The sequence below is a fragment of the Brachybacterium sp. UMB0905 genome, from assembly GCF_002871795.1.
GTDB lineage: Bacteria > Actinomycetota > Actinomycetes > Actinomycetales > Dermabacteraceae > Brachybacterium.
Genome location: NZ_PNHL01000007.1, coordinates 51,700 through 76,610, shown reverse-complemented (window position 1 = coordinate 76,610; position 24,911 = coordinate 51,700). Strand labels below are relative to the sequence as shown.

At 69.8% G+C, this 24,911-nt stretch carries 25 protein-coding genes and 1 tRNA gene; 17 read left to right on the top strand and 9 right to left on the bottom strand.

The features are described from left to right. Positions 1 to 3: 3 nt before the first annotated feature. A complete protein-coding gene (lipA, locus tag CJ197_RS08445) occupies positions 4 to 1,026 on the bottom strand; it encodes a lipoyl synthase (RefSeq protein WP_102236307.1) in 1,023 nt (340 codons plus the stop codon). A gap of 61 nt (positions 1,027 to 1,087) precedes the next feature. After that, positions 1,088 to 1,786, bottom strand: a complete 699-nt coding sequence (lipB, locus tag CJ197_RS08440; protein ID WP_102236306.1) for a lipoyl(octanoyl) transferase LipB — start codon at positions 1,784 to 1,786, stop codon at positions 1,088 to 1,090. A gap of 80 nt (positions 1,787 to 1,866) precedes the next feature. Between lipB and CJ197_RS08435 the strand changes: the two genes are divergently transcribed. Further along, a complete protein-coding gene (locus CJ197_RS08435) occupies positions 1,867 to 3,123 on the top strand; it encodes a hypothetical protein (RefSeq protein ID WP_146007735.1) in 1,257 nt (418 codons plus the stop codon). A gap of 99 nt (positions 3,124 to 3,222) precedes the next feature. Here CJ197_RS08435 and sucB read toward each other — a convergent pair whose 3' ends face one another. From sucB to CJ197_RS08420, 3 genes are all read right to left on the bottom strand, one after another. After that, positions 3,223 to 4,989, bottom strand: a complete 1,767-nt coding sequence (gene sucB / locus CJ197_RS08430; protein WP_102236409.1) for a 2-oxoglutarate dehydrogenase, E2 component, dihydrolipoamide succinyltransferase — start codon at positions 4,987 to 4,989, stop codon at positions 3,223 to 3,225. 24 nt (positions 4,990 to 5,013) lie between these two features. After that, on the bottom strand, positions 5,014 to 6,417 hold the full coding sequence (gene lpdA, locus CJ197_RS08425) for a dihydrolipoyl dehydrogenase (protein WP_102236304.1): 1,404 nt from the start codon (positions 6,415 to 6,417) through the stop codon (positions 5,014 to 5,016). A 190-nt stretch (positions 6,418 to 6,607) separates the two neighbouring features. Continuing rightward, entirely contained in the window at positions 6,608 to 8,074 is a 1,467-nt protein-coding gene (locus tag CJ197_RS08420) for a leucyl aminopeptidase (RefSeq protein WP_102236303.1), read from the bottom strand. A gap of 76 nt (positions 8,075 to 8,150) precedes the next feature. Here CJ197_RS08420 and CJ197_RS08415 point away from each other — a divergent pair, with 76 nt between their 5' ends. The 11 genes from CJ197_RS08415 to CJ197_RS08365 all read left to right on the top strand — a co-directional run bounded on the left by CJ197_RS08415 (position 8,151) and on the right by CJ197_RS08365 (position 18,441). After that, positions 8,151 to 8,513: a hypothetical protein gene (locus tag CJ197_RS08415; protein ID WP_102236302.1), complete on the top strand. Its 363-nt coding sequence runs from the start codon at positions 8,151 to 8,153 to the stop codon at positions 8,511 to 8,513. Then, positions 8,510 to 8,938: a hypothetical protein gene (locus tag CJ197_RS08410; RefSeq protein WP_102236301.1), complete on the top strand. Its 429-nt coding sequence runs from the start codon at positions 8,510 to 8,512 to the stop codon at positions 8,936 to 8,938. The genes CJ197_RS08415 and CJ197_RS08410 overlap by 4 nt, the downstream gene beginning before the upstream one ends. 33 nt (positions 8,939 to 8,971) lie before the next feature. Beyond that, entirely contained in the window at positions 8,972 to 10,078 is a 1,107-nt protein-coding gene (locus CJ197_RS08405; RefSeq protein ID WP_102236300.1) for a quinone-dependent dihydroorotate dehydrogenase, read from the top strand. Positions 10,079 to 10,126: 48 nt separating this feature from the next. After that, positions 10,127 to 11,530 carry a replication-associated recombination protein A gene (locus CJ197_RS08400; RefSeq protein WP_102236299.1) on the top strand — a complete coding sequence of 468 codons (1,404 nt, stop codon included), beginning with the start codon at positions 10,127 to 10,129 and terminating at the stop codon, positions 11,528 to 11,530. A 176-nt stretch (positions 11,531 to 11,706) separates the two neighbouring features. Further along, complete coding sequence (gene rpsD / locus CJ197_RS08395) at positions 11,707 to 12,333, top strand: 30S ribosomal protein S4 (protein WP_102236298.1); 627 nt, start codon at positions 11,707 to 11,709, stop codon at positions 12,331 to 12,333. Between the two features lie 148 nt (positions 12,334 to 12,481). Continuing rightward, entirely contained in the window at positions 12,482 to 15,181 is a 2,700-nt protein-coding gene (alaS, locus tag CJ197_RS08390; protein WP_102236297.1) for an alanine--tRNA ligase, read from the top strand. After that, on the top strand, positions 15,178 to 15,723 hold the full coding sequence (gene ruvX / locus CJ197_RS08385) for a Holliday junction resolvase RuvX (RefSeq protein WP_102236296.1): 546 nt from the start codon (positions 15,178 to 15,180) through the stop codon (positions 15,721 to 15,723). Before alaS ends, ruvX begins: the two co-directional genes overlap by 4 nt. Beyond that, entirely contained in the window at positions 15,720 to 16,889 is a 1,170-nt protein-coding gene (gene mltG, locus CJ197_RS08380; RefSeq protein WP_102236295.1) for an endolytic transglycosylase MltG, read from the top strand. The genes ruvX and mltG overlap by 4 nt, the downstream gene beginning before the upstream one ends. Beyond that, the gene (locus tag CJ197_RS08375) at positions 16,874 to 17,779 is read left to right on the top strand and encodes a shikimate dehydrogenase (protein ID WP_233190756.1); all 906 of its coding nucleotides are present in this window, start codon (positions 16,874 to 16,876) and stop codon (positions 17,777 to 17,779) included. The genes mltG and CJ197_RS08375 overlap by 16 nt, the downstream gene beginning before the upstream one ends. Before the next feature lie 65 nt (positions 17,780 to 17,844). Further along, positions 17,845 to 18,264 carry a hypothetical protein gene (locus CJ197_RS08370; RefSeq protein WP_102236293.1) on the top strand — a complete coding sequence of 140 codons (420 nt, stop codon included), beginning with the start codon at positions 17,845 to 17,847 and terminating at the stop codon, positions 18,262 to 18,264. Between the two features lie 91 nt (positions 18,265 to 18,355). Then, positions 18,356 to 18,441: transfer RNA gene (locus CJ197_RS08365), tRNA-Leu, on the top strand. A 74-nt stretch (positions 18,442 to 18,515) separates the two neighbouring features. On the opposite strand, the gene CJ197_RS08360 is transcribed toward CJ197_RS08365, so the two are convergent. Next, positions 18,516 to 18,854 (bottom strand): hypothetical protein, encoded by a 339-nt coding sequence (locus CJ197_RS08360; protein ID WP_146007734.1) that lies wholly within the window; start codon positions 18,852 to 18,854, stop codon positions 18,516 to 18,518. Between the two features lie 107 nt (positions 18,855 to 18,961). Continuing rightward, positions 18,962 to 19,465: a hypothetical protein gene (locus tag CJ197_RS08355; protein WP_102236408.1), complete on the bottom strand. Its 504-nt coding sequence runs from the start codon at positions 19,463 to 19,465 to the stop codon at positions 18,962 to 18,964. An 85-nt stretch (positions 19,466 to 19,550) separates the two neighbouring features. Between CJ197_RS08355 and CJ197_RS08350 the strand changes: the two genes are divergently transcribed. Both CJ197_RS08350 and CJ197_RS08345 read left to right on the top strand, forming a co-directional pair. Next, positions 19,551 to 20,018: a tRNA (cytidine(34)-2'-O)-methyltransferase gene (locus CJ197_RS08350; RefSeq protein WP_102236291.1), complete on the top strand. Its 468-nt coding sequence runs from the start codon at positions 19,551 to 19,553 to the stop codon at positions 20,016 to 20,018. Further along, entirely contained in the window at positions 20,015 to 20,878 is an 864-nt protein-coding gene (locus CJ197_RS08345; RefSeq protein ID WP_102236290.1) for a TrmH family RNA methyltransferase, read from the top strand. Before CJ197_RS08350 ends, CJ197_RS08345 begins: the two co-directional genes overlap by 4 nt. Positions 20,879 to 20,891: 13 nt before the next feature. Here the strand turns inward: CJ197_RS08345 and CJ197_RS08340 are convergent, their stop codons facing one another. Next, on the bottom strand, positions 20,892 to 21,170 hold the full coding sequence (locus tag CJ197_RS08340; RefSeq protein ID WP_102236289.1) for a DUF5703 family protein: 279 nt from the start codon (positions 21,168 to 21,170) through the stop codon (positions 20,892 to 20,894). A 151-nt stretch (positions 21,171 to 21,321) separates the two neighbouring features. Here CJ197_RS08340 and CJ197_RS08335 point away from each other — a divergent pair, with 151 nt between their 5' ends. The 3 genes from CJ197_RS08335 to mshC all read left to right on the top strand — a co-directional run bounded on the left by CJ197_RS08335 (position 21,322) and on the right by mshC (position 23,998). Next, complete coding sequence (locus tag CJ197_RS08335) at positions 21,322 to 21,636, top strand: DNA primase (protein WP_102236288.1); 315 nt, start codon at positions 21,322 to 21,324, stop codon at positions 21,634 to 21,636. A gap of 138 nt (positions 21,637 to 21,774) precedes the next feature. Beyond that, a complete protein-coding gene (locus CJ197_RS08330; protein WP_102236287.1) occupies positions 21,775 to 22,647 on the top strand; it encodes an undecaprenyl-diphosphate phosphatase in 873 nt (290 codons plus the stop codon). 103 nt (positions 22,648 to 22,750) lie between these two features. Further along, the gene (gene mshC, locus CJ197_RS08325) at positions 22,751 to 23,998 is read left to right on the top strand and encodes a cysteine--1-D-myo-inosityl 2-amino-2-deoxy-alpha-D-glucopyranoside ligase (protein ID WP_102236286.1); all 1,248 of its coding nucleotides are present in this window, start codon (positions 22,751 to 22,753) and stop codon (positions 23,996 to 23,998) included. A gap of 59 nt (positions 23,999 to 24,057) precedes the next feature. Here the strand turns inward: mshC and CJ197_RS08320 are convergent, their stop codons facing one another. Continuing rightward, positions 24,058 to 24,867 (bottom strand): PAC2 family protein, encoded by an 810-nt coding sequence (locus CJ197_RS08320; protein WP_102236285.1) that lies wholly within the window; start codon positions 24,865 to 24,867, stop codon positions 24,058 to 24,060. Positions 24,868 to 24,911: the final 44 nt, after the last annotated feature.

Genomic DNA, 24,911 nt, shown 5'->3' with positions numbered 1-24,911 from the left:
GCGTCAGGACGCCTGGGACTGGTTCTGGCGGGCGACCACGGCGGCCGCCTCCTGCCGAGCGGGCTGATCGGAGTCGAGGTGGCGCAAATTCTCGGGGATCTCCCGGCCCAGCTTGCGCATGGCCTGCGCCCACAGCTTCCCGGCCCGGTAGGAGGAGCGCACCATCGGCCCCGCCATGACGGCCAGGAAACCCATCTCCTGAGCGGCCTCGGACAGCTCCACGAACTCCTGCGGCTTGACCCAGCGGTCGATCGGATGGTGGAGCTTCGAGGGCCGCATGTACTGGGTGATCGTGATGATGTCGCAGCCTGCATCGTGCAGACGCTGCAGCGACTCGAGGATCTCCTCGGTGGTCTCACCCATGCCCAGGATCAGGTTGGACTTGGTGATCATCCCGGCGTCCTTGCCCATCGTGATCACGTCCAGCGACCGCTCGTAGCGGAAGGCGGGGCGGATCCGCTTGAAGATCCGCGGGACGGTCTCGAGGTTGTGGGCGAACACCTCGGGCTGCGCGGCGAACACCTGCTCGAGCGCCTCGCCGTCGCCCTTGATGTCATCGATCAGCAGCTCGACCCCGGTGCCGGGGTTCATCGCGTGGATCTGCTCGCAGGTCTTCGCGAACAGGCCCGCGGCACCATCGGCCAGGTCATCGCGCGCCACACCGGTGATGGTGGAGTAGCGCAGGCCCATCTCCTTGACCTGCTGGGCCACCTTGAACGGCTCCATCGGATCCACGGGCTGCGGCTTGCCGGTGGCGATGTTGCAGAAGTCGCAGCGGCGCGTACAGGTGTCCCCGCCGATGAGGAACGTGGCCTCGCGGTCCTCCCAGCATTCGAAGATGTTGGGGCAGCCGGCTTCCTCGCAGACGGTGTGCAGGCCCTGGCCGTGCACCCGCTTCTTCATGGCGCTGTACTCCGGACCCATGACGGCGCGGGTCTTGATCCACTCCGGCTTGCGCTCGATCGGCACCGCGGCATTGCGGGCCTCGATGCGCATCATGCGACGTCCTTCGGGGGCGATGGTCACCCTGGAGCCTCCTCACTGCTGGATTCTATGAGTCTATAGATGAACGGGCCGATGGGGCTGCTCAGGAAGCCCGCTGCGAGGTGCGGTGCGCCACGAGATCCGTCATCGCGGCTGCCACCGGGTCGATCACGGCGGCGACGGGCACGCGCCGTCCCAGCTCCTGGCTGAGGGAGGTCACTCCCGCGTCATCGATCCCGCAGGGGATCACATTGCTGGCCCACGAGAGATCATTGGCGCAGTTCAAGGCGAAGCCATGCATCGTGGCGCGTTTGGATACGCGCAGCCCGATCGCGCAGACCTTCCGGTCCTCCTCACCCGGACGGCGCACCCACACGCCGCTGCGCCCTTCGACCGCACAGGTCTGCAGCCCCAGATCGCTGCAGACACCGATGATGGTCTGCTCGATGGCGCGCACGAAGCCGACGACGTCGATCGGCACCGGCAGCTTCACGATCGGGTAGCCGACCAGCTGCTGCGGTCCGTGCCAGGTGAGCTTGCCGCCGCGGTCGATGTCCACGACCTCCGCGCCATCGCGGGGACGTTCGTGATCGGCGGTGAGCTTCCCGGCGGTGTACACCGGCTGATGTTCGAGCAGCAGCAGCGTGTCCGGCCGCTCCCCGGCGACGACCTCGGCGTGCAGGCGCCGCTGGATGTCCCAGGCGGTGCGGTAGTCCACGGGGCCGGGCGGAAGCGAGAACTCCTCGTGGCGATCCCCGCCGGGGATCTCTTCGCTGAAACCAAGGCGGATAACATCGAGCACCGACCCAGCCTACATCGCTGCGACCTGCGGATTGTGGATGACCGAGGGGCTGTCCGGAGTCCCGGGCGCACACTGGGCACATGGAGCACAGGCACGGGATGTCAGGGGCGACGGAGCGCAGCGAGGAGCTGATCGGTCCGCCGGGGTGCGAGCGCGCACTGCGGGTGCGCGCCACAGCACCAGCGGGGGAGCGCGCCGTCCGGGCGGAGCAGACGCTGCTGGCGGCCCTCGAGGTCGCCGGAATCAACGCCGCCCCGTGCGTGCTCGAGGTCGAGGCCGACGGGTACGTGCGCGAGACCGCTCCGCCGCTGCGGCGCCGCCAAGGCCGACGGGTCGCCGCGGCCACAGATCCCGCGACCGCGGAGCGGGAGGCCTCGCGGCAGATCCGCGCGGAGCTCGAGGAGCTGCTTAAGGCTCTGCATGAGCGCGGCTGGGTGCTCGGCGCCGCCCCGGGCGGCGGGATTGGGGTCCGGGCCGAGGGGAGCGTTCTCGTCACCGATCTACGGGGACTGCGAGAATCCTCGTCCGTGCGGGCGCAGCTGGAGGACCGGCGCTGGATCGACAGCGTCCTCGGGGATCAGGACCGGACTCTGCGGCGCCGCATCCACGACCGCGGGCCCGATCCTGATGTGCTGGTCGCACCGATACCAGAAGCACCACATCTGCAGCAGTCCGATGCTGATCACGGGGAGGAGTCCCAGCTCCGTCCGCTTCCGCAGCCCCGCACGGCCTCACGCAGCGCGCGACGTACGGGCAGCGGTGCCACGGCGGCGGTGCGGCGTGTCCTCGCAGACCCGGTTTATCGCCGCACCGCTGTGCTGTCCGCCCTTGTGGTACTCGCCCTGGCTGTGGCCGGGGGTGGCACCTGGTGGGTCCTGCGAGATCCGGCTGTGAGCATCGCAGCGCCCCCGGCCCCGGCCTCGCGCGGTGCATCAACGCCGGATGCTGAGCCCGTGCCGGCGATCAACGACCCGTGGGCCCTGGCGGCGGAGCTCGCGGGAGCACGTCACGCCTACGTCACCGGTCTGGCGGACGTCTCACCGGCCCTGCCGGGGTCGGTGGCTGCCTCCGACGACGAGGCGGTGCGCACCGCCTACGAGGGAGCGACGGTGCGGGGCGGTGGCCCGGTGATCCATCAGGCGGAGCTGATCCAGGCCCCGGATGCCCAGGGGCGGGCGGTCATCGCCGCGGTGACCTCGACCGAGGAGCACACGGTCATCACCGCCGCGGATCACGAGACGATCGTCCCGGCGACGCAGCCTGCGTCGGTACGGATCGAGCTCATCTGGGATCACGACCAGTGGCGGATTGTGGAGGTCAGCCCCGCGAGTTCCTGAGCGCAGAGGGCCCCGGCACCGATGCGGTGCCGGGGCCCTCTCGAGTGTGGCCTCACCGCCTTAAGGGCGGCGAACCGTTCCTGCGCGGGTCAGCGCGGCTCAGAGACCGAGCTCGGCCTCGAACGCACCCTCCTCGAGACGCTTCTTCATGTAGGTGAGGAAGCGGGCGGCGTCGCCGCCGTCGACCATGCGGTGGTCGTAGGAGAGGAACAGGTACATCATCGAGCGGATCGCGATGGTGTCATCACCCTCGGCGTTCTGCACCACCGCGGGACGCTTGGTGATGGTGCCGGTGCCAAGGATGCCCACCTGCGGGGCGGGCACGATGGGGGTGTCCCACAGCGCACCGCCGGAGCCGGTGTTGGTGATGGTGAAGGTCGCACCCTGCAGATCATCCGGAACGAGCTTGTTGCCCTTCGCCTTCGCACCGAGGTCGCCGATCTGCCGGGCCAGGCCCGCCAGGTTCAGGTCGCCCGCGTTCTTGATGACCGGCACCACCAGGCCACGCTCGGTATCCGCGGCCATGCCGATGTGCTCGGCGCCGTGGTACACGATCTTGTCGCCCTCGATGGTGGAGTTCAGCTGCGGGTAGACCTTGAGCGCCTCCACCGCAGCCATCATGAGGAACGGCAGGTAGGTGAGCTTCGCACCCTCCCGGGCCGCGAAATCCTCCTTGGCACGGGCACGCAGCTTCGCGATGCGGGTGAGGTCCACCTCGACCGCGGTGGTCAGCTGCGCCATGCCGTGCAGGGACTCCACCATCCGCTGGCCGATGACCTTGCGGATGCGCGGCATCTTCTCCTCGGTGCCCCGCTTGGAGGACACCTCGACCGTCGGCGCGGCTTTCGCAGCGGCGGCCGGAGCCTGGGACGGGGCCGCGGCGGGCGCCTCGGTCGCAGACTTCTGGGCGTCGATCGCCTCCTGGACGTCCTGCTTGCGGATGCGACCGCCCAGCCCGGTGCCCTTCACGGAGGAAAGGTCCACGCCGGCATCGGCGGCCATCTTGCGCACCAGCGGGGTGACGTAGCCGGAGGACTCGGCGCCGGAGACGGAGTCCGCAGCCTGCGGGGCCGGGGCGCTCTGCTCCTGCTTCTTCTCCTCCTTCGCAGGGGCCTCCGCCTGCTCAGCCTTCTCCTCCTCCTGCTTCGGCTTCTCCTCCTGCGTGGGCTCCTCGGCCGCCTTCTCAGAGGAGTCGTCGGCCGGCGTCGCCGCAGCGGCATCACCGGAGCCGACGATCGCCAGGACCGCGCCGACCTCGGCGTCCTCGTCCTCGCCGACCTTGATCTCCAGCAGGGTGCCGGCCACGGGGGAGGGGATCTCGGTGTCGACCTTGTCGGTGGAGACCTCGAGCAGCGGCTCGTCGACCTCGACCTCCTCGCCGACCTCCTTGAGCCAGCGGGTCACGGTGCCCTCGGTCACGGACTCGCCGAGCGCCGGCATCGTGACCTCCTGGCCCTCCGCGGAGCCACCGGAGGAGTCCTGCTCAGCCTCGGCGGGCTTCTCAGCCTCGCCAGCCGGGGTCTCCTGCGCCGTGGAGGGGGCGGTGGTCTCGTCGTCGGCGAGATTCTCGCCCTTCTCCTCGCTCTGATCGGCACCGGAGTCATCGGACCCGGAGTCCTCGGAGCCGGAGCCGTCGCCGATGATGACGAGGTCGGCGCCGACCTCGGCGTCTTCGTCCTCCTCGACCAGGATCTTCTCGATGGTGCCCGCCACGGGGGAGGGAATCTCGGTGTCCACCTTGTCGGTGGAGACCTCGAGCAGCGGCTCGTCCACCTCGACGGTGTCGCCGACGGACTTCAGCCAGCGGGTGACGGTGCCCTCGGTGACGGACTCACCGAGAGCCGGCATCTTCACGGTTTCGGACATGTTCATCTCTCCTTCTGGAGTGGCTCAGGCGTGGGCGTGCAGGGGCTTGCCGGCAAGGGCCAGGGCGGCCTCGCCGAGCGCCTCATGCTGCGAGGGGTGGCCGTGGATGAGGGAGGCGACATCCTCGGGGTAGGCCTCCCAGTTGACGATCAGCAGGGCCTCTCCCATCAGCTCGGAGATGCGGCTGCCGATCATGTGGACGCCGATGATCGGGCCGTCCTTCTCGCGCACCAGCTTGATGAAACCGGTGGTGCCCAGGATCTGGGACTTGCCGTTGCCGCCGAGGTTGTACTCGTAGGCCTCGACCTTGTCCTCGCCCAGCTGCTCCTTGGCCTGCTTCTCGCTCAGGCCCACGGAGCCCAGCTCGGGCTCGCAGTAGGTGATGCGCTCGATCCCGGACTCGACGATCGGCGCGGGGTTCAGGCCCGCGATGCGCTCGGCCACGAAGATGCCGTGGGCGAAGCCGCGGTGAGCCAGCTGCAGACCGGGGACGATGTCGCCGACGGCGTAGACGCCGGGCACGTTGGTCTCCAGGGTCTCGGGGTTCGCCAGCACGAAGCCGCGATCCATCTCGATGCCCTGCTCCTCGTAGCCCATGTCCTTGGTGTTCGGGCCGCGGCCCACGGCCACGAGCAGGTAGTCGCCCTCGAACTCCTTGCCGTCCGCGAGGGTGACCTTCACGCCGTTCTCGGTCTGCTCGGCCTTCTCGGTGAACACCCCGAGGGAGAAGGTGATGCCGCGCTTCTTGAACGCGCGCTCGAGGGCCTTCGAGAGGGCCTCATCCTCATTGGCGACCAGGTGGGGCAGGCCTTCGATGATGGTGACCGACTCGGCGCCCAGGGACTTCCACACCGAGGCGAACTCGACGCCGATGACGCCGCCGCCCAGGATGATCGGGTTCTTGGGAATCTCGGGCAGCTGCAGCGCCGCCTCGGAGTCGAGGAAGCGCCCGCCCAGCTCGATGCCCGGGATCGTCTTGGAGAACGACCCGGAGGCGAGGATGACGTTCTTGCCGGTCAGGGTGCGGGAGCCGGACTCGGTCTCCACCGTGACGGTGTTCTTGGCGGTGAGCTTGCCGAAGCCTTCGACGTAGTCGACCTTGCGGGCCTTCACCAGGCCCTGCAGGCCCTTGTAGAGGCGGCCGATGATCTTGTCCTTGAAGGCGAGCACCTTGCTGGCATCGATGCCGGCCAGGGTCAGGTCCACGCCGGCCGCAGCGGCTTCCTTGGGGGCATCGGCCAGCTCCGCCACGTGCAGCAGCGCCTTGGTGGGGACGCAGCCGCGGTGCAGGCAGGTGCCGCCCAGCTTGTCCTTCTCCACGAGGGCGATCTTCAGGCCGAGCTGGGCGCCTCGCAGCGCGGCCGCGTAGCCGCCGCTGCCACCTCCCAGGATCACGACGTCGTACTGGTCAGTGGATGTATCCGCCACCTGTGAGCTCCTCGGTGTGTGCGTTGTCTCCGCGGCGACCTGGGGCCGGGAATGACCGACGGCGCCGCCTGCGCACCCCATGCTAGGGCACCAGGCGACGCCGCCACGTCCGGTTGGCCGATCGGTCAGCGCCGATGTGGGCTCTCGCTCACTTCGGGTCTCGCCGTCCGGACGTCAAGGGTCGCGCGGTTCACTTCCCGGCCATGTCCTCGATCACCTGCAGGACGGTGCGGACGGACATGCCCGTGGCGCCCTTGCCCATGTAGCCCAGCGGCTTGGCGGTGAAGGCGGGACCGGCGATGTCGATGTGCGCCCACTGGGTCTCGCCGACGAACTCCTTCAGGAAGATCCCGGCGGACAGGGCGCCGCCGGGACGCTCGCCGATGTTGCGCAGATCCGCGACGCGGCCGGTGAGGTCGGCGCGCAGCTCGCTGGGGAACGGTAGCGGCCAGAACGGTTCGCCGGAGGTGCGAGCGGCGGCCAGCACCTTCTCGCGGGCGTCCTCGCAGCCCATCACGCCGGCGGTGCGGGTGCCGAGGGCCACCACGGCCGCGCCGGTCAGGGTGGCGACGTCCATCAGCAGGTCGGGCTCGGTTGCAGCGGCGTCCACCAGGGCGTCGGCCATGACCATGCGGCCCTCAGCGTCGGTGTTGAGCACCTCGACGGTCATGCCGTTGCGCATGGTGACCACGTCACCGGGGCGCTGCGCACCGCCGCCGGGCATGTTCTCGGCGAGCGCCAGGAAGGTGGTGACCCGCACGTCCAGGCCCAGCTTCGCGGCGCCGACCGTGGCGCCCAGGACGGTGGCCGCACCGGTCATATCGGAGGTCATGTCATCCATGCCCGCGGCGGGCTTGAGCGAGATGCCGCCGGTGTCGAAGGTGATGCCCTTGCCCACGAGGGACACGGAGCGGGTGGCACCGGTGGGCGCGTACTCGAGCTTGACCAGGCGGGGCGGGCGGGTGGAGCCCTGGCCCACGCCGACGATGCCGCCGTAGCCGCCCTCGGCGAGCTGCTTCTCATCCAGGACCGTCACCTCGATGGGCAGGTCCTTGACATGCTCCTCGGCGCGGCGCGCGAACTCCGCGGGGTACAGCAGGTTCGGCGGGGTGTTCACGAGGTCACGGACGATGGTGACGACATCGGCGAGCACCTCGGCGCGCTGCACAGCGGTCTCGAGGGAGGTCTCACCATCGGTCACGACATGGATCTCGGCCAGCGGGGCCTTCGGGGCCTTGTCCCCGGTGCCGGTCTTGTGGGCGGTGAAGGCATAGGCGCCCAGCGCCGCACCCTCGAGAGCGGCGGCAAGCTGCTCGGCGGAACCGCCGGGCAGAGCGATCGCTGCGGAGGTCGTACCGGCGAGGGAGCGGGTCGCAGCACCGAAGGCCAGGCGCAGATCCTCGGCCTCGACGGCGCTGAGCTCCTTCTCGCCCACGCCCACCAGGAGCACGGACTTCGCCGCCACGAGGGAGGCGGACGGGATGCGCAGCAGATCGCCGCGGCTCGCGGAGGGCTCCAGCGCGGCGATCGCCTCGGAGAGCTCGGGGGAGCCCGGCACGGTCGCCGGGGCGTCATCGGCGCCGGCCACCAGCGGGAGAATCAGCACATCGGTGCTGACATCGGACAGGGACGTGTCGGTCAGAGTGATCATGGACATGCCTCTATCGTAGGGGCGATGTGAGAACAGCTCGCACAAAGCCGCGCCGTACGCGGTGCGGGAAGGAGACGGATCGATGACGGTGCTGAGCATCGCCGTGGTGGTGCTGGCGGTGCTCACCAGCGGCCTCGGCCTGCTGTACGCGGTGAAGGATCTCGCCGCGGACCTCGTCCTGCTGGGCGCGGCCGCGCTGCTGGCGCTGGCCTGGGTGGTCTTCGCGATCGCTGTGCTCGTGCGGGACGTCGGCGGCGACACCCCACCGGATCCGATCACCCTGTACGGGTACCTGCTGACCGCGGTTCTGCTGGTGATCGGCGGTGCCTGGGCGGGGCTGTTCGAGCGCACCCGCTGGGGGAGTGTCGTGATCGCCGTCGCCGCACTGGTGGACATCGTGCTGCTGGTCCGGCTGGGTCAGATCTGGCCGGGGCTGCTGGGATGAACCGTTCAGCCCCATCCCGCAGCGACCGGCCACGCCGAAGCCGCGGTGCCGAGATCGTCCTCATCGCGGTCTATGCGATCTTCGCCCTATCCGCGACCGCGCGCTCGCTCGTGCAGATGCTGCGGGACTTCTCCTTCGCGCCGCTCGCCTACCTGCTCTCGCTGTTGGCAGCCCTGACCTACATAGCAGTCACCATCGCCCTGATCCGGGGTGGGAGACGCTCACGGACCGCTCAGGTGCTGTGCGTCATCGAGCTGATCGGTGTGGTGGTGGTCGGGACGCTCAGCCTGGTGGATCCGCAGCTGTTCCCCGATGACACCGTGTGGAGCGTCTACGGCAAGGGCTACGGTTTCGTGCCGCTCGCCCTGCCGGTGGTGGCACTCGCCTACATGATGCTGACCGGCAGGCGGGGACACAGGGCCTGAATGTCAGCAGGTCGACGTCGTACCGTTGCCGACGTGAACGCCGATGACACCGCGCCCACCTCAGGGCTGTATCCCTCACTGTTCCGCCACGTCCTGACTCGCACGGACCCGGAGCAGGCCCACCACATGACCGTGCGCGCCCTGCACACCGCGCACGCCATGCCGGGCGGTCCCGCGGCGCTGCGGGCCCTGTTCGGCACCCCGGCACCGGGCACCGAAAGCCGCACCTGGCAGGCTCTCGGCCTCACCCACCCGAGCCCTCTGGGGCTCGCGGCCGGATTCGACAAGGACGGCGAGGTGGCTCTGGCGCTGCTGGATCTCGGCTATGGGCATGTGGAGGTCGGCACCGTCACCGCCAAGCCGCAGCCGGGCAATCCGCGCCCGCGCAGCTTCCGCCTGGTGTCCGACCGCGCCCTGATCAACCGCATGGGCTTCAACAACCGCGGGGCCCGGGCCCTCGCGCAGCGACTGGCCAGCACCCGCTCGACCGAACGCGGCCAGCGCGCCGTGATCGGCGTGAACATCGGCAAATCGAAGGTGACGCCCCTCGCAGATGCCGCGGAGGACTACCGCTTCTCCGCGAACCTTGTGGCGCCGTATGCGAGCTACCTCGCCATCAACGTCTCGAGCCCCAACACCCCGGGGCTGCGAGATCTGCAATCAGTGCAGATGCTCGCCCCGATCCTGCAGGCGGTGCGGGAGGAAGCCGAGGCCTCTGAGCGCCGGCTCGGTCGGGCCGTGCCCGTGCTCGTGAAGATCGCCCCGGATCTGCACGATGACGACGTCGACGCGATCGCCCGGCTCGCGGTCGACGAGGGGCTCGCCGGCGTCATCGCGACCAACACCACGATCGCCCGACCGGAGACGCTGCGTACGCCGCGGGAGAAGGTCGAGCAGATTGGAGCGGGCGGGCTCTCGGGTCCGATCCTCGCTGAGCGGTCGATGGAGGTACTGCGCCTACTGCGCCAGGTCCTGCCGGAGGACGCGACCGTGATCAGCGCCGGGGGAGTGGAGACTGCCGCGCAGGTGCGCGAGCGCCTTGCCGCCGGTGCGGACCTGGTCCAGGGCTACACCGCGATGATCTACCACGGCCCCGCCTGGCCCGGTCGCATCGCCCACGAGCTCCGCGGCGACGCCTGAGGCCTGCTCCTGCGGATCGCGCTCAACCTCCCGGCCTAAGCTGGAGGGATGGACGAGGATCTCTTCTCGCTGGGCGGTGACGCGCCGGCGCCGCGCACCCTGTCGGAGGGGAACCGCGATCATCGGGCGCCGCTAGCGGTGCGCATGCGACCGCGCAGCCTCGATGAGGTCGTCGGCCAGCATGCCGCCCTCGAGCCCGGCAGCCCGCTGCGCCGCCTGGTCGCCACCGATGATGACCGCACCGCCCCGAGCTCCGTGATCCTCTGGGGCCCGCCCGGCACGGGCAAGACCACGCTCGCCTATGTCGTCGCCCAGTCCGGGGATCGTGAGTTCGTCGAGGTGTCCGCGGTGCTCGCCGGCGTCAAGGAGATCCGCGACGTCGTGGACCGCGCCCGCACCCGCCTGCGCACCGTCGGCCGGGAGACGGTCCTGTTCGTCGATGAGGTCCACCGCTTCTCCAAATCCCAGCAGGACGCGCTGCTGCCCAGCGTCGAGAATCGCTGGGTCACGCTCGTCGCCGCCACCACCGAGAACCCGTACTTCTCGGTGATCTCCCCGCTGCTGTCACGGTCGATCGTCCTGACCCTGGAGCCGCTGGAGCGCAAGGACCTCGACACACTCATCGACCGGGCCCTCACCGAGGAGCGCGGGCTCGGCGGAGCGCTCACCCTCGCCGATGACGCGCGCGAGGCTCTGCTGCGGCTCGGCGGCGGGGATGCCCGCAAGATCCTCACCTCCCTGGAGGCCGCGGCGGCAGCAGCCCTCATGAAGGGAGCCGATGAGATCGATGCCGCAACCCTCGCGCAAGCCGTGAACCGTGCTGCGCTGCGCTACGACCGCGCCGGGGACCAGCACTATGACGTCACCAGTGCCTTCATCAAGTCGATGCGGGGCAGCGATGTGGACGCCGCCCTGCATTACCTGGCCCGCATGATCGAGGCAGGAGAGGACCCGCGGTTCATCGCCCGCCGCGTCGTGATCGCCGCGAGCGAGGAGGTCAGCATGGCTGACCCGTCGGCGCTGCAGGTCGCGGTCGCGGCGATGCAGGCGGTGCAGATGCTCGGCATGCCCGAGGGCCGCATCCCCCTCGCTCAGGCGGTGGTGCACATCGCCACCGCTCCGAAATCCAACGCCTCCTACAAGGCGCTGGATGCGGCGATCGCGGATGTGCGCGCCGGAAAGGGCCAGGGCGTGCCCGCCCATCTGCGCGATGCCCACTACTCCGGAGCGAAGAGCCTGGGCCACGGGGAGGGCTACCGCTACGCGCACGATCACCCGCACGGGGTGGTCGCCCAGCAGTACGCTCCCGATGACCTGGTGGGCACCGATTACTACCACCCCACCACCCATGGGCGGGAGGAGATCACGTCGCGCCGGGTCGAGGCGCTGCGCCGCATTGTGCGCCCGGGTGACTCCGGCCCTGAGCGGCCCACGGAGCAGCCACCCCGCTGAGCGGGCGCCAGTCCGAGCCCGCACCTCACGGCCCGACGGTGTGGGGCACTCCACAGGGTTTCGCATGTGACCAGCCCCGTCGGCCATGGACCGACCGCACCCGCTGCGCTAACCTGGGACGCTGAATCCGCGGCTGCATGACTGGATTCACCACACGCGAACAAGAGGTATACCTCGTGACCAACGTCACCCGTGCGCGCCGCCAGGCGCGTCTGTCCCGAGCCCTTGGGCTCCCGCTGACCCCGAAGTCCGTCAAGTACTTCGAGAAGCGCCCGTACCCCCCGGGCGAGCACGGCCGTGCCCGCCGCCGCACCGAGTCCGACTACGCGGTGCGTCTGAAGGAGAAGCAGCGTCTGCGCGCGCAGTACGCCCTGCGCGAGAAGCAGCTGCACAGCATCTACCTCGATGCCAAGAAGCAGCCGGGTCTGACCGGTGAGAGCATGGTCGAGCTGCTGGAGATGCGGCTGGACGCGCTCGTGCTGCGCGCCGGTTTCGCCCGCACCATCCTGCAGGCCCGCCAGGCTGTCACCCACCGCCACGTGCTGGTGGACGGCAAGCTGGTGGACCGCCCGTCCTACCGCGTGACGCCGGGCCAGACCATCCAGATCAAGCCCAAGTCCCAGGCGATGGAGACCTTCCAGATCGCTGCGGAGGGCGGCAACTCCGACGTCCTGGCTGCGACTCCGTCGTACCTGACCGTGGAGCTGTCCGAGCTGAAGGCCCAGCTCACCTCGCGCCCCAAGCGCGCTGACGTGCCTGTGACCTGCGACGTCCAGCTCGTCGTCGAGTACTACGCGCGCTGATCCACTCCTCGCGCCACGACGGCCCCGGCAGGTGTGCTCCGGTACCCTGACCGGGGCCTTCGTGTCCGCAGCACCGGCTGCCCGCAGCCCGGGCAGAACAGACCGGAAGCCCCGCACCACCCGGATTCCCAGGAAGGACGCCACGCCGATGCGCGCCGCCGAGATCTCCCGCCGTTTCCTCGAGTTCTTCGAGCGCAAGCAGCACACCATCCAGCCCAGCACCTCGCTGGTGTCCTCCGACCCGTCGATCCTGTTCACCGTGGCCGGGATGGTGCCGTTCATCCCCTACATCGTGGGCACGCAGCAGGCTCCGCACTCGCGGATCGCCACCGTGCAGAAGTGCATCCGCACCAATGACATCGAGAACGTCGGCCGCACCACGCGTCACGGCACCTTCTTCCAGATGGCCGGGAACTTCTCCTTCGGTGACTACCACAAGCGCGGGGCGATCGAATTCGCCTGGGAGCTGCTGACCACGTCGATCGACGAGGGCGGGTACGGCCTCGAGGGCGACCGGATGTGGGTGACCATTTGGGAGGAGGACAGCGAGGCGCTGGAGATCCTCACCCAGGAGGTGGGGATCCCCGCCGAGCGCATCGTCCTGCTGCCGCGCGAGGAGATCTTCTGGTCCACCGGCCAGCCCGGTCCCGCCGGCCCCTGCGCCGAATGGCACTACGACCGCGGCCCCGAGTACGGCCCCGAGCAGGTCGGCGGCCCCGCTGCCGAGTGGCCCAGCGAAGAGGCCTCGGACCGGTACCTCGAGATCTGGAACCTCGTGTTCGACGAATACCTGCGCGGCGAGGGCTCCGGCAAGGACTTCCCGCTGCTCGGCGAGCTCGAGCAGAAGTCGATCGACACGGGCCTGGGCGTGGAGCGCCTGGCCTACCTGCTCCAGGGCAAGCAGAACATGTACGAGACCGACCAGGTCTTCCCCGTCATCGCCAAGGCCCAGGAGCTCACCGGCCGCACCTACGGCACCGGCGGTGAGGACGATGTGCGCTTCCGCGTGGTCGCCGACCATGTCCGCTCCGCGATGATGCTTGTGGCCGACGGGGTGCGCCCCGGCAACGAAGGCCGCGGCTACGTGCTGCGCCGCCTGATCCGCCGCGCAGTGCGCTCCATGCGCCTGCTGGGCTACGACAAGCCGTGCCTGCCCCAGCTCCTGCCCGTCTCCCAGGCGGCCATGGCAGAGACCTACCCGGTGCTTCAGACCGACGCCGCGCGCATCGCCGAGATCATGCACGCCGAGGAAGAGGCCTTCCGCCGCACCCTCGAGACCGGCACCGCGATCTTCGATCAGATCTCCGCGGCCGCGAAGGAGCAGGGCACATCCGTGTCTGGACAGGACGCCTTCCGCCTGCATGACACCTATGGCTTCCCCATCGACCTCACCCTCGAGATGGCGCACGAAGTAGGGCTCGCGGTCGATGAACAGGGGTTCCGTGCGGCGATGACCGAGCAGCGCGAGCGTGCCCGCGCCGATGCCGCCGCGAAGAAGGGCGGGCACAGCGACACCTCCGTGTACAACCGGATCCTCGGCGCGCAGGATGGCCGCACCCCGTTCCTGGGCTACACCGAGCACACGGTCACGACGACCGTCGGCACCGTGCTGCAGGACGGGCTGATCGTCGATGAGGTCACCGCCCCGGCGGACATTGAGGTGATCCTCGCCGAGACCCCGTTCTACGCGGAGGCCGGCGGGCAGCTCGCCGATCAGGGCCAGATCACAACCACCGGCGGCGCGCTGGTGGAGGTCGATGATGTGCAGACCCCCGTCACCGGGCTGATCGTGCACCGCGGACGCCTGGTCGAGGGCGAGATCCATGCCGGGGACGGTGCGGTGGCGAGCATCGACCGGGAGCGCCGGGAGGCCATCGCCCGCGCCCATACGGCCACCCACATGGTCCATCAGGCCCTGCTCGAGGAAGTAGGGGAGGAGGCCGCGCAGGCCGGTTCGGAGAACTCCCCGGGCCGCATGCGCTTCGATTTCCGCTCCCCGAACGCGCTGTCTCCCAGCGCCCTGGAGTACGTCGAAGGCCGCGTGAACTCCCAGCTGCAGCTGGGCCTTGCGGTCACTGACGAGCAGATGCCGCTGGAGGAGGCGAAGGCCCTCGGCGCTCAGGCCCTGTTCGGCGAGAAGTACGGCGACATCGTGCGCGTGGTCTCCATCGGCGGGGACTGGTCGCAGGAGCTGTGCGGCGGCACCCATGTGCCCGACACCGGCCGCATCGGCACCATCCAGCTGCTCAGCGAATCCTCCATCGGCTCCGGGGTGCGGCGCGTCGATGCCCTCGTGGGGCTGTCCGCCTACCGCCACCAGGCCAAGGAGCGGGCGCTGGTCTCCCAGCTCGAGGAGATGCTGAAGACCACCGGTGAGAACCTGCCCGAGCGCGTGCGAGCCCTCACCCAGCGGGTCAAAGACATGGAGAAGCAGCTGACCGCCCTGCGCGGCCAGCAGCTCCAGGCCCAGGCCGGTCAGATCGCCGAGTCCGCCCAGGACATCGCTGGTGTGCGGGTGCTCGCCCACGACGCCGGCGAGGGCATCGGCGCAGGGGATCTGCGCACCCTCACCCAGGACCTGCGCTCCCGCCTCGGCGAGGATCAGCCCGTCGTCGTGGCCGTGGCCGGGCACGAGAACGGGCGTGCCGCGCTCGTGGTGGCGACGAACGCTGCGGCCCGCGAGGCGGGGCTCGCGGCCGGTGCCCTGCTGAAGGGCGGCGCTGAGGCGATGGGCGGCCGCGGCGGCGGCAAGCCGGACATGGCCCAGGGTGGTGGCGGTGACCCGCAGCGGATCGACGCGGCCCTGGAGGCCGTGCGCGGCGCCGTCACCGCGGAGCAGCCGTCGTGACCCTCGCCACCGGTGCCGCAGGGGAGGGCCTGCCCCGCGGGGTGCGGCTCGGCGTGGACGTCGGTGATGTGCGGGTGGGTCTTGCCCGCAGCGACCTTGACGGCATGATCGCCACCCCCGTGGAGACGGTTCCCCGCGAGCAGGCGGTGACGCGGGTGGTCGCCGAGGCCAGTGAAAGCGGCGCCCATGTCATCATGGTGGGGCTCCCGCGGTCGCTGAGCGGCGGCGAGGGCCCCGCAGCCCAGAAGGCCCGCGACTTCGCCGAGGAGCTCGTGACCGCACTGGGTACCGCTGCTGAGGGCAGTGAGGTGCGTCTGATCGATGAGCGCCTCACCACCGTCTCAGCCCACAAGGCGTTGCATTCCTCAGGGCGGAAGGGACGCAGGCATCGTCAGGTCGTCGATCAGGTCGCGGCTGTGATGATCCTCCAGCAGGCGCTGGACACCGAGCGAGCCACCGGCATGCGCGCCGGCGAGCTGGTGGATCCCGCCGGTGACGAGCACACCCCCGCATCGGGGGCGGACCAGGAGGAGGACGCATGAGCGAGAACGAGGACCTCTCGTTCGAGGAGCTCGCGCGCGAGCAGGACGAGGCGCCCGCGGGCCGCGAACGTCGGCGTGGAAAGCGTCGCGGTCACCGCCGCAAGGGCGGGGGACTGCTCAGCGTGCTGCCGCTGCTGCTGGTGCTCGCGGTCGTCGCCACGCTGGGCTATGGCGGCTACCGCGGCTATCAGTGGGTCACCTCCAACGTGAACGTGGAGCAGGAGGCCCAGGACTACCCAGGCCCCGGCAGCGGTGAGGTGATCGTCGAGGTCGCCCAGGGCGATACCGGCAGCGATATTGCCGCCACCCTCGTGGAGCAGGACGTCATCAAATCCACCGGCCCGTTCATCACGATCTTCTCCTCCACCCCGGACGCCAGCAACATCGAGCCCGGCATCTACCGTCTCAAGTCCCAGATGACCTCCGCCGATGCCCTGGATGCGCTGCTGGATCCCGCGAACCTCGCCGGGTACCGAGTGATCATCCCCGAGGGTCTGCGACTCACCCAGATCTGGGAGCGCCTCGCCGAGGAGACCGAGTTCGAGGTCGAGGACTTCGAGCAGGCCGCCAAGGACTACACCTCCTACGGCATCCCCGAGAACGAGGCCAAGAGCCTGGAGGGCTACCTGTGGCCCGGCCGCTACGACATCCCGGAGGATGCGACCGCTGAGGACATCATCCAGATGATGTGGGAGCGCATGGAGAAGGAGCTGACGAGCCGGGACATCCCGCAGGAGGACTGGCACCGCCACCTGACCCTGGCGTCGCTCGCGGAGATGGAGGTGCGCGATGAGGACGACTACGGCAAGGTGGTCCGCACCATCTTGAACCGCCTGGACGGCAAGGGCGAAGCCAAGGGCTCGCCGATGCCGCTGCAGTTCGACTCGACCGTCCACTACGTGACCGGCAAGTCCGCTTCGGTGGGCACCACCGATAAGGAGCGCAAGACCGACGACCCGTACAACACGTACGTCAACACCGGTCTGCCGCCCGGCCCGATCGCCGCCCCGGGGGCGAAGGCACTGGATGCGACGATCGACCCGCCCAAGGGCGACTGGCTCTACTTCGTGACGGTGAACACCGACACCGGCGAGACGAAGTTCGCCGAGACATGGAAACAGCACGAGAAGAACGTGAAGGAGTGGCAGGAGTGGGCGAACTCCTGACATCGGGCCCACCGCGGCACGACGGGGCCGATGGGCCCGTGCGGCGCTTTGCCGTGGTGGGCAGCCCCGTCGGCCATTCCCTGTCCCCGGTCATGCACCGGACCGCCTACGCCGAGCTCGGCATCACGGATGCCGTGTACGACCGGTACGACGTGCCCGCGAGGCAGCTCGCTGATTTTCTGTGCTCCGACGTGGGGGAGGGGCTGCAGGGCCTGTCGGTGACGATGCCCGGCAAACCGGAAGCCTTCGCCCTGGCCGCTCGGCGGGATGCGACAGCGGAGCTGCTGGGGGTGGCGAACACCCTGCTGCGTCACGGCGATGGCAGCTGGCGGGCGGAGAACCATGACGTGCACGGGATCGTCGCGGCGCTGCGGGACCACGGCGCGACGGGCGGTGGCACGGGTGCGGTGCTCGGCTCCGGGGCGACGGCCCTGTGCGCGGTCGCGGCGCTCGCGCAGCTCGGGGTGCAGGAAGTGCTGCTGAGCGCCCGCAGCCCGGAGAAGCTCACGCCGCTGGAGCAGCTGGCCGAGGGTGCCGGGATCACGGTGGAGATGGTGCCGTTCGATCGCAGTGAGGCGCTGCTCGGTGCGGACATTCTCATCTCGGCCCTGGCCGCTCCGGGGGCACGTGCCGTCGCGGATCGCTGGGGAGGTCTCGCGGCCCGTGACGTGCCGGGAGTGCTGCTGGATGTGCTCTATGATCCGTGGCCGGCGCCGATTGCGGGATTGCTCAGCGCTGATGGGGCTGAGGTGGCCGATGGGCTGGAGATGCTCGCCCACCAGGCCGGCCAGCAGGTTCGCAGCATGCTCGCAGTGCCCGAGGCACCCGTGGCGGCGATGCTCGCCGCGGCCCGGAATGAGATCGGCGCGTATCCAGCTCCCGGTCAGTAAAGAGCGGGTAAAATAGCGGGGCGGGGTCAGCTGACCCCGCTTCCGAACATGAGGGAGTGTGGAGCATGAGCGAGGCGACGAGGGAGCGCAGCAGCACGGCGCGGGGTGAGCGCGCCATTCTTTCCCCGCAGGGCTCCCGACATTCCGCCTCCCCGGAGGATGCGCCGGAGGATACGACGGATGTGCTGCGCCAGTGCACCGCGCTGGCGGCCCGTGCCCGCACGGATCTGCTGGGCCAGCGCCACCACGCCGCAGCACAGGAGCTCGAGCAGCTGCTGGGACAGGTTCTCAGCTGGGAGGCCGAGGCGCGCGCGGATCTGGATCCCACGATGACGGCCTTGGCCGCCGCGGCCCTGCAGGATCTCGCCGAACAGCTGCCCCACGCCGCCGTCGAGGGGGCGGCACGCCTATGCGCCGCGATCGGTGCTGCGCTCGAGCTGCTCCATGACGCGATGGGCGTGCGATCCCTGACCACCACGGCGTGATAGTGGCCACGTCGGCCCTGGCAGAGGCCTGATCCGTACGGATCCACCGCGGGTGCGTGCTAGTCTTTCTGAGTCGTCATGGCGACCACCTGTCCGGGTGGCGGAATTGGTAGACGCGCTAGCTTGAGGTGCTAGTGCCCGCTTGAGGGCGTGGGGGTTCAAGTCCCCCCTCGGACACGTTGTGATGTCTCACGACATCGTTCGCGGGTGTCCCGCGACATCCTTCGCGTGGAGAAGGCCCCGGTGAGTGATCACCGGGGCCTTTTTCGTTGGGGCTGGTACCCGCGGCTGGGGTCCGCAGCACCCTCGACACCCTCATCTGTGAAGAGCCCCCATAGCCGAGCCCCGAGACGAGCGTGCCCTTGCCCAGCAGATCCTGGATCAGTCCCCTCCTCGTCGGGGGTCGCCCACAGGGTGCCGAGATCCGGGATCAGCACGGCGTAGCCCCGCTCAGCAAGAGCCTCCCCGAGATAGGTCATGCCCTGGTCGTAGCGGATCTCCTCGGTGCCCTCGGGGCATGTCGAGGGGCCGGCGCACGAGGCCAGCGCGGAAGAGGAGAGCAGGGTGAGCATGAGGGTCCGTCGACGCATACCCCGAGTGTGTGACCCGCAGGTAACCACAGGCGTCCGCCGATGGTCGGGTCCTCGATGCGCGCTCGATCACAGCGCGGGGTGCACCAGTTGCCCGGGCAGCTCGCTCACGCGGTCCCGAGCGCTGCATCGACCAGCGGCGCCCCCAGCAATCCCAGGAACGGCCCGGCCAGCAGCACGGGCCCGACGGCAAAGCGCACCCCCGCACGCCGCGTGGCGACCAGGACCACCGTCCCCGCGAGCCCGGCCAGCAGCATGATCCCCAGCATCCCGGCGATGAGCTGCTGCCCGCCGAACGCCGCGGTCATCGCCACCACGGCCGGGAGAGTCTTCGCATCCCCCATGCCCAGCAGAGGCGGAGCCACGAGCGCGATGAGGATCGCCCCGGCCCCCACCAGCAGCGCAAGCACCGCCGCGACCTTCAGGTCCTGCCGCACAGATGGGACCAGCAGCGCGAGCAGCCCCAGGCACACGGTGAGGCTCAGCGTGAGCGAGGCGACCAGCGGATTGGGCAGGCGATGCTCGCGCCCGTCGGCCCATGCGAGCAGTACGGCATGCGGCAGGTACACCACCAGCAGCACTCCGTACAGGGCCAGATCCGCAGCACTCACCCCGCCATTGCACCAGAGACCGCCGTCGCGGCGCGCGTCAGCCACCGATCCTGTGGATAACCCGGGCCATGGAAGAATCACCGCCATGCTGCACGTCCTCTTCCATGAGCCGGCGATCGCCGGGAACACTGGCAATGCGATCCGTTTGGCCGCGGTCACCGGGGCGCACCTGCACCTCATCGAGCCGCTCGGCTTCGACTTCGAGGACGCGAAGCTGCGCCGCGCCGGCCTGGACTACCACGACCTCGCCGACCTGCAGATTCACCCCGATCTGGACGCTGCCCTCGCGGCTCTCCCGGGGGCGCGGGTCTTCGCCTTTACCACCCACACCGGCACCGGCTTCCACGAGATCAGCTACCGCGAACATGATGTGCTGCTGTTCGGCACCGAACCCACCGGCCTGCCGCCGTACGCGCTTGAGCATCCGCGGATCACGAGCCAGGTGCGCATCCCCATGCTTCCGGCCCGCCGCTCCCTGAACCTCGCCAATGCCGCCTCCATCGCGGTGTACGAGGCCTGGCGACAGCTCGGCTATACCGGGGCGCAGCGATGAGTCCCCGCCGCCCGGCCCAGCCCCGGCGCGGCCGCCCCGGTCTGCCGTCCCGGCTCGAGCGGCGCAACGCCCTGTTCCAGCAGTGGCAGGCACTGCTCGGGAACCGCACCAAACGCACCCGCAGCGGGGAGATGCTGATCCAGGGTGTGCGTCCCCTCACCCAGGCCATCGCCCACGGCATCGAGATCCGGGCCCTGCTGAGCGACGGGCGGGAGAATCCCTCGACCTGGGCGCAGCAGCTGCTGGCCGACCCTCCCGGGCCCGTGGTGCAGGTGGCGCCCGAGCTCATGGCGGAGCTCGGGGAGCGGGAGGACGGCGCCCCGGAGCTGCTGGCCATCGCGGCGCTGCCCGCCGATGACCTCACCCGGCTGGATGCCGCCGGTCCCGATGGGGTGGTGGTCGTGTTCGATCGGCCGACGGGGCCGGGAAACATCGGCTCCCTGGTCCGCAGCGCGGATGCGCTCGGTGCGCAGGGGGTCATCATCACTGGGCATGCCGCCGACCCGTGGGATCCCGCAGCGATCCGCGCGAGCACCGGCTCGATGTTCGCGCTGCCCGTGCTGCGCCTCGCCTCGCACCGGGACGTCATCGACTGGGTGCAGCAGCGCCGTGCCGCCGGGGAGGAGCGGCGCATCATCGGGCTCGATGAGGCCTGCGGTCACCTGCTCGCGGACACCGGCCTCACCGGTGGACTCGTGCTCGTCGTCGGCAACGAGACGGTGGGCATGAGCAGCGCCTGGCGGGAGGCGTGCGATGTGATCGCCGAGATCCCGATGCAGGGCTCTGCTTCCTCGCTGAACGCCGCGGCGGCCGGGTCGATCGCGCTGTACGAGATCGACCGGCAGCGCCGCAAGGCCTAACCCGCCTGTCAGCTCACAGGGTCGAGGTGACGCGAATGATCCGTCGGCGCATCCACACCTTCCGCCCGCCGCCCAGGTACACCCGGGTGCGGGCATGCTCCCAGCGGCCGTACTCCGACTGTTCGGCGAGCTCTGCCCGGACCTGCCCCACACTCGCGCCGCGCGGCACCGTGATGATCTGGAACTCGTAGTCCTCGGGGCGGCGGCCCTTCTCGAGCGGCAGATCCCGCCAGCCCCGCGGATCGGGCACATGCTGGATCCCGGCCACGAGCTCGGTGCGCGGTGTGATCATCGGCTCCTCCTGGCGGCGCTGACCTGCACGGTATGGCTCCGCACGGTACAGGATCCCGCCCCGGCGCTCCCAGCCATCCCGCGATGGATTCGTGACCTGCCGCGGGCCCTTCCCCTGTCCAATTCGGGGATGGACGAGGTACGGTCAGCGCATGAACACGGATCCTCGCTCCGCCCTCGCTGCGCTGATCGCTGCCCTGGAACGTCACTACGAGGCCGCTGCCGCCTCGCGCGGTGACGACGATCCCGCCCTGGATGCCGCCACCGAGCGGCTGACCACGGCGTTCGATGCCTACGACGACGCACTGTTCGACGAGTTCGACATCGCCACGCCGCTGATCGTCTTCGACGGCGATGATGAGGACGATGACGACGACTTCGATGACTTCGACGAGTTCGACGACGATGACGACTACGACGATGATGACGAGGACTACGACGACGAGGACCATGACGACGACCGCTGAGTCGTCATCGCATCCGCGGGATATCCACGGACCCTTCACCCTCTGAACTCCGCGCGGCGCCGGGCATGCAGCCCGGCGCCGCGTAGTCTGTTCCGGGCCCCGGAGCACCGGGTGCCCTGCTGATGCAACAGGAGTGCCATGTCCTTCCTCGAGGCCGTCATCCTGGGTCTGGTCCAGGGCCTGACGGAATTTCTGCCCATCTCTTCCAGCGCTCACGTGCGCGTGGTGGGGGAGCTGCTGAACCCCGGCCAGGATCCCGGCGCTGCATTCACCGCGATCATCCAGCTGGGCACCGAGACGGCGGTGCTGATCTACTTCTGGAAGGACATCACCCGCATCATCGGCCGCTGGTTCCGTGCCCTCGCGGGCAAGCTGCCGCATTCGGACCCCGATGTCCGCATGGGCTGGCTGGTGATCATCGGCTCGATCCCCATCGGCGTGCTGGGCCTGCTGTTCGAGGACCAGATCGACCACTCCCTGCGCAACCTCTACATCACCGCGACGATGCTCATCGTCTTCGGCCTGCTGCTGGGACTCGCGGACCGGATCGCCCCGCAGCGCAAGGAGCTGAGGGAGCTGAACATCCGTGACGGCATCCTGTTCGGTCTCGCCCAGGCCCTCGCCCTGATCCCCGGGGTCTCCCGCTCCGGCGGCACCATCACCGCCGGTCTGCTCATGGGCTACACCCGGCAGGCCGCCGCCCGCTACGCCTTCCTGCTGGCGATCCCCGCGGTGTTCGCCTCCGGCCTCTACAAAGCTGTGAAGGATGTGCCGGTGCTGTTCACGGCCGATGGGCGGGCGGCCGCTGCCGCTGCCGGGGAGCCGTCCCTCATGGCGATCATCGTCGCGACCGTGATCGCCTTCGCGGTGGGCTACGCCGTGACCGTCTGGTTCATGCGCCTCATCGAGAACCGCTCCTACCTCGTGTTCGTCATCTACCGCGTCGTGGCGGGCCTGGTGCTGCTGGCCCTACTGGGAGCCGGGGCGGTCGACCCCCTGGCCGGTGCCTGAGACGCCTGGCAGGAAGCGCCTGAGCGAAGGTGCAGCTCTGGGCTAGGTCGCTGCCGCGGCGGAGTCACGGCTCGGCCTCAGTCCCCGCCCGTATGATCGATGGGTGCACTCCTGGAATGCCCCTGCCTGGACCCCTCTGCCCGCCTCCGGCCTGCCGCTGCGCCTGTTCGACGCCCGCAGCGGCCGCATTGCGCCGGTGGTGCCGCAGCAGGAGGGGCACGCTCGCCTCTACGTCTGCGGGATCACGCCGTATGACGCCACCCACCTGGGTCATGCCGCGACGTATCACGCCGCCGATCTCATCCACCGGGCCCTCGCGGACACCGGGTATCGGGTCACGACCGCCCAGAACGTGACCGACGTCGATGACCCGCTGCTCGAGCGAGCCGCGCGCGATGACGTGGACTGGCGTGAGCTCGCCGCCTCTCAGGTGGCGCTGTTCGCCGATGACATGGAGGCGCTGCGGGTGCTGCCGCCGCACACCTTCCGCTCCGTGAGCGAGGCGATGGAGGAGATCATCGCGGCGGTCACTGCCCTCGTGGAGCGTGGGCGCGCCTACCGCGTCGAGAACGACGATGTGGCCGATGCGGACTGGTACCTGGATCTTTCGCAGGACGGCGCTCTGGGGGACGTATCGGGCTGGAGTGAGGAGCAGATGCTCGAGGTCTTCGCCGAGCGCGGCGGGGATCCGGAGCGTCGCGGGAAGCGGGGGCGCTTCGATCCGCTGCTGTGGCGCGCCGCCCGGCCCGGGGAGCCCGCCTGGGACGCACCGATGCTCGGCCGCGGCCGCCCCGGCTGGCACGTGGAGTGCGTATGCATCGCCGACCAGGGACTGGGTCTGCCCTTCGACATCCAGGCCGGGGGCAGCGATCTCATCTTCCCCCATCACGACCTGTCCGCCGCACACGCGGTGGCGCTCGGTCGACCCTTCGCCGTCGCCTATGCGCATGCCGGGATGGTCGCCTACGAGGGCGAGAAGATGAGCAAGTCGCTGGGCAATCTCGTGTTCGTCCACCGTCTGGTGCGTGACGGGGTGGAGCCGATGGCGATCCGTCTGGTGCTCATGGCCCACCACTACCGCTCGGACTGGGCCTGGTCCGACGCCGAGCTCGACGCCGCCCGGCAGCGCCTGGAGACCTACCGTGCCGCGGCGCGCCGGGGCGGGCAGCACCCGGCCGTGGTGGAGGCCCTGCGGGCGTCCCTGCGCCAGGACCTCGACACCCCGCAGGCGCTGGCAGTCCTCGACGCCTGGGCCGCCGGGGAGGAACCGCCGACGCTCGAGCTGGGGCCGGATGCTCCCGCGGATGTCGCGGCAGCGGCCGATGCGCTGTTCGGTCTTGATCTGACGTGAGCTGAGCACCTGAGCGCCCGGGCGCTTGGCTGCCGGGGTCGCTCAGCTGCCCGGGTGGCTCAGCCGTCCTCGCGGCGACGGCGCAGGAACTGCTCGAACTCCTTGGCGATCGCATCGCCGCTGGCCTCCGGCAGCTCGGCCGCATCCTGCGCCTGCTCCAGGCGCCGCACATAGTCGGCGATGTCCTCATCGGTGCGGGCCAGCTCATCCACGCCCCGCTCCCACGCCTCGGCATCTTCCACTAGCTCCTCGAGCGGGATCGGCGCCCCGATGTGCTCCTGCACCTGCCGCAGCAGCGACAGGACCGCCTTCGGGGAGGTGTTCTGCGAGACGTAGTGGGGGACCTGCACCCACATGCTCGTCGTGCGCAGGCCCGCGGCCGCGGTGCGGCGGGCGAGGATCGTCGGCACCCCCACCGGACCCTCGTACAGGCTGCTCTCCTCCACCTGCTGCGCTGGCACCGGTTCGACCAGAGCGGACGTGGGCAACGGGCGGCTGTGCGGGGCATCGGCCAGCAGCGCCCCGAGCGAGACCACGGAGCTCACATCGAGGATCTGCAGCTGCTCGAGCACCTCATCGCAGAAGCGCTTCCACCGCAGCGACGGCTCGGGCCCACACACGGTGATGATCTCCTGACCGCGCGGAGGAGTGATCAGCCGCAGCTGCGTATCCGGCCAATCCACCACGCGCCGGGAATCCTCGGTCGTGCGGATCTCCGGCCGATTGACCTGAAAATCAATGAACTCCTCAGCATCCACCGCCCCGGCCGGACGCGAAGGCCACACCTCCAACAGGTGCTCGATCACACCGGTGGCGGCCTCACCGGCGTCATTCCAGCCGGAGAACGCGGTGATGGCGATACGACTCATCGATCCATCATAGGCAGGGTGGCTTAAGCGGCGCCGCGGCGCTC

Coding starts and splice junctions, on each gene's coding strand:
- CJ197_RS08330 (WP_102236287.1), top strand. CDS start 21,775: ATGTCCTTCCTCGAGGCCGTCATCCTGGGTCTGGTCCAGGGCCTGACG.
- CJ197_RS08435 (WP_146007735.1), top strand. CDS start 1,867: ATGGAGCACAGGCACGGGATGTCAGGGGCGACGGAGCGCAGCGAGGAG.
- CJ197_RS08340 (WP_102236289.1), bottom strand. CDS start 21,170: ATGATCACACCGCGCACCGAGCTCGTGGCCGGGATCCAGCATGTGCCC.
- alaS (WP_102236297.1), top strand. CDS start 12,482: ATGCGCGCCGCCGAGATCTCCCGCCGTTTCCTCGAGTTCTTCGAGCGC.
- CJ197_RS08370 (WP_102236293.1), top strand. CDS start 17,845: ATGAGCGAGGCGACGAGGGAGCGCAGCAGCACGGCGCGGGGTGAGCGC.
- sucB (WP_102236409.1), bottom strand. CDS start 4,989: ATGTCCGAAACCGTGAAGATGCCGGCTCTCGGTGAGTCCGTCACCGAG.
- CJ197_RS08410 (WP_102236301.1), top strand. CDS start 8,510: ATGAACCGTTCAGCCCCATCCCGCAGCGACCGGCCACGCCGAAGCCGC.
- CJ197_RS08335 (WP_102236288.1), top strand. CDS start 21,322: ATGAACACGGATCCTCGCTCCGCCCTCGCTGCGCTGATCGCTGCCCTG.
- CJ197_RS08345 (WP_102236290.1), top strand. CDS start 20,015: ATGAGTCCCCGCCGCCCGGCCCAGCCCCGGCGCGGCCGCCCCGGTCTG.
- CJ197_RS08420 (WP_102236303.1), bottom strand. CDS start 8,074: ATGTCCATGATCACTCTGACCGACACGTCCCTGTCCGATGTCAGCACC.
- mltG (WP_102236295.1), top strand. CDS start 15,720: ATGAGCGAGAACGAGGACCTCTCGTTCGAGGAGCTCGCGCGCGAGCAG.
- CJ197_RS08400 (WP_102236299.1), top strand. CDS start 10,127: ATGGACGAGGATCTCTTCTCGCTGGGCGGTGACGCGCCGGCGCCGCGC.
- CJ197_RS08360 (WP_146007734.1), bottom strand. CDS start 18,854: ATGCGTCGACGGACCCTCATGCTCACCCTGCTCTCCTCTTCCGCGCTG.
- CJ197_RS08415 (WP_102236302.1), top strand. CDS start 8,151: ATGACGGTGCTGAGCATCGCCGTGGTGGTGCTGGCGGTGCTCACCAGC.
- CJ197_RS08350 (WP_102236291.1), top strand. CDS start 19,551: ATGCTGCACGTCCTCTTCCATGAGCCGGCGATCGCCGGGAACACTGGC.
- CJ197_RS08320 (WP_102236285.1), bottom strand. CDS start 24,867: ATGAGTCGTATCGCCATCACCGCGTTCTCCGGCTGGAATGACGCCGGT.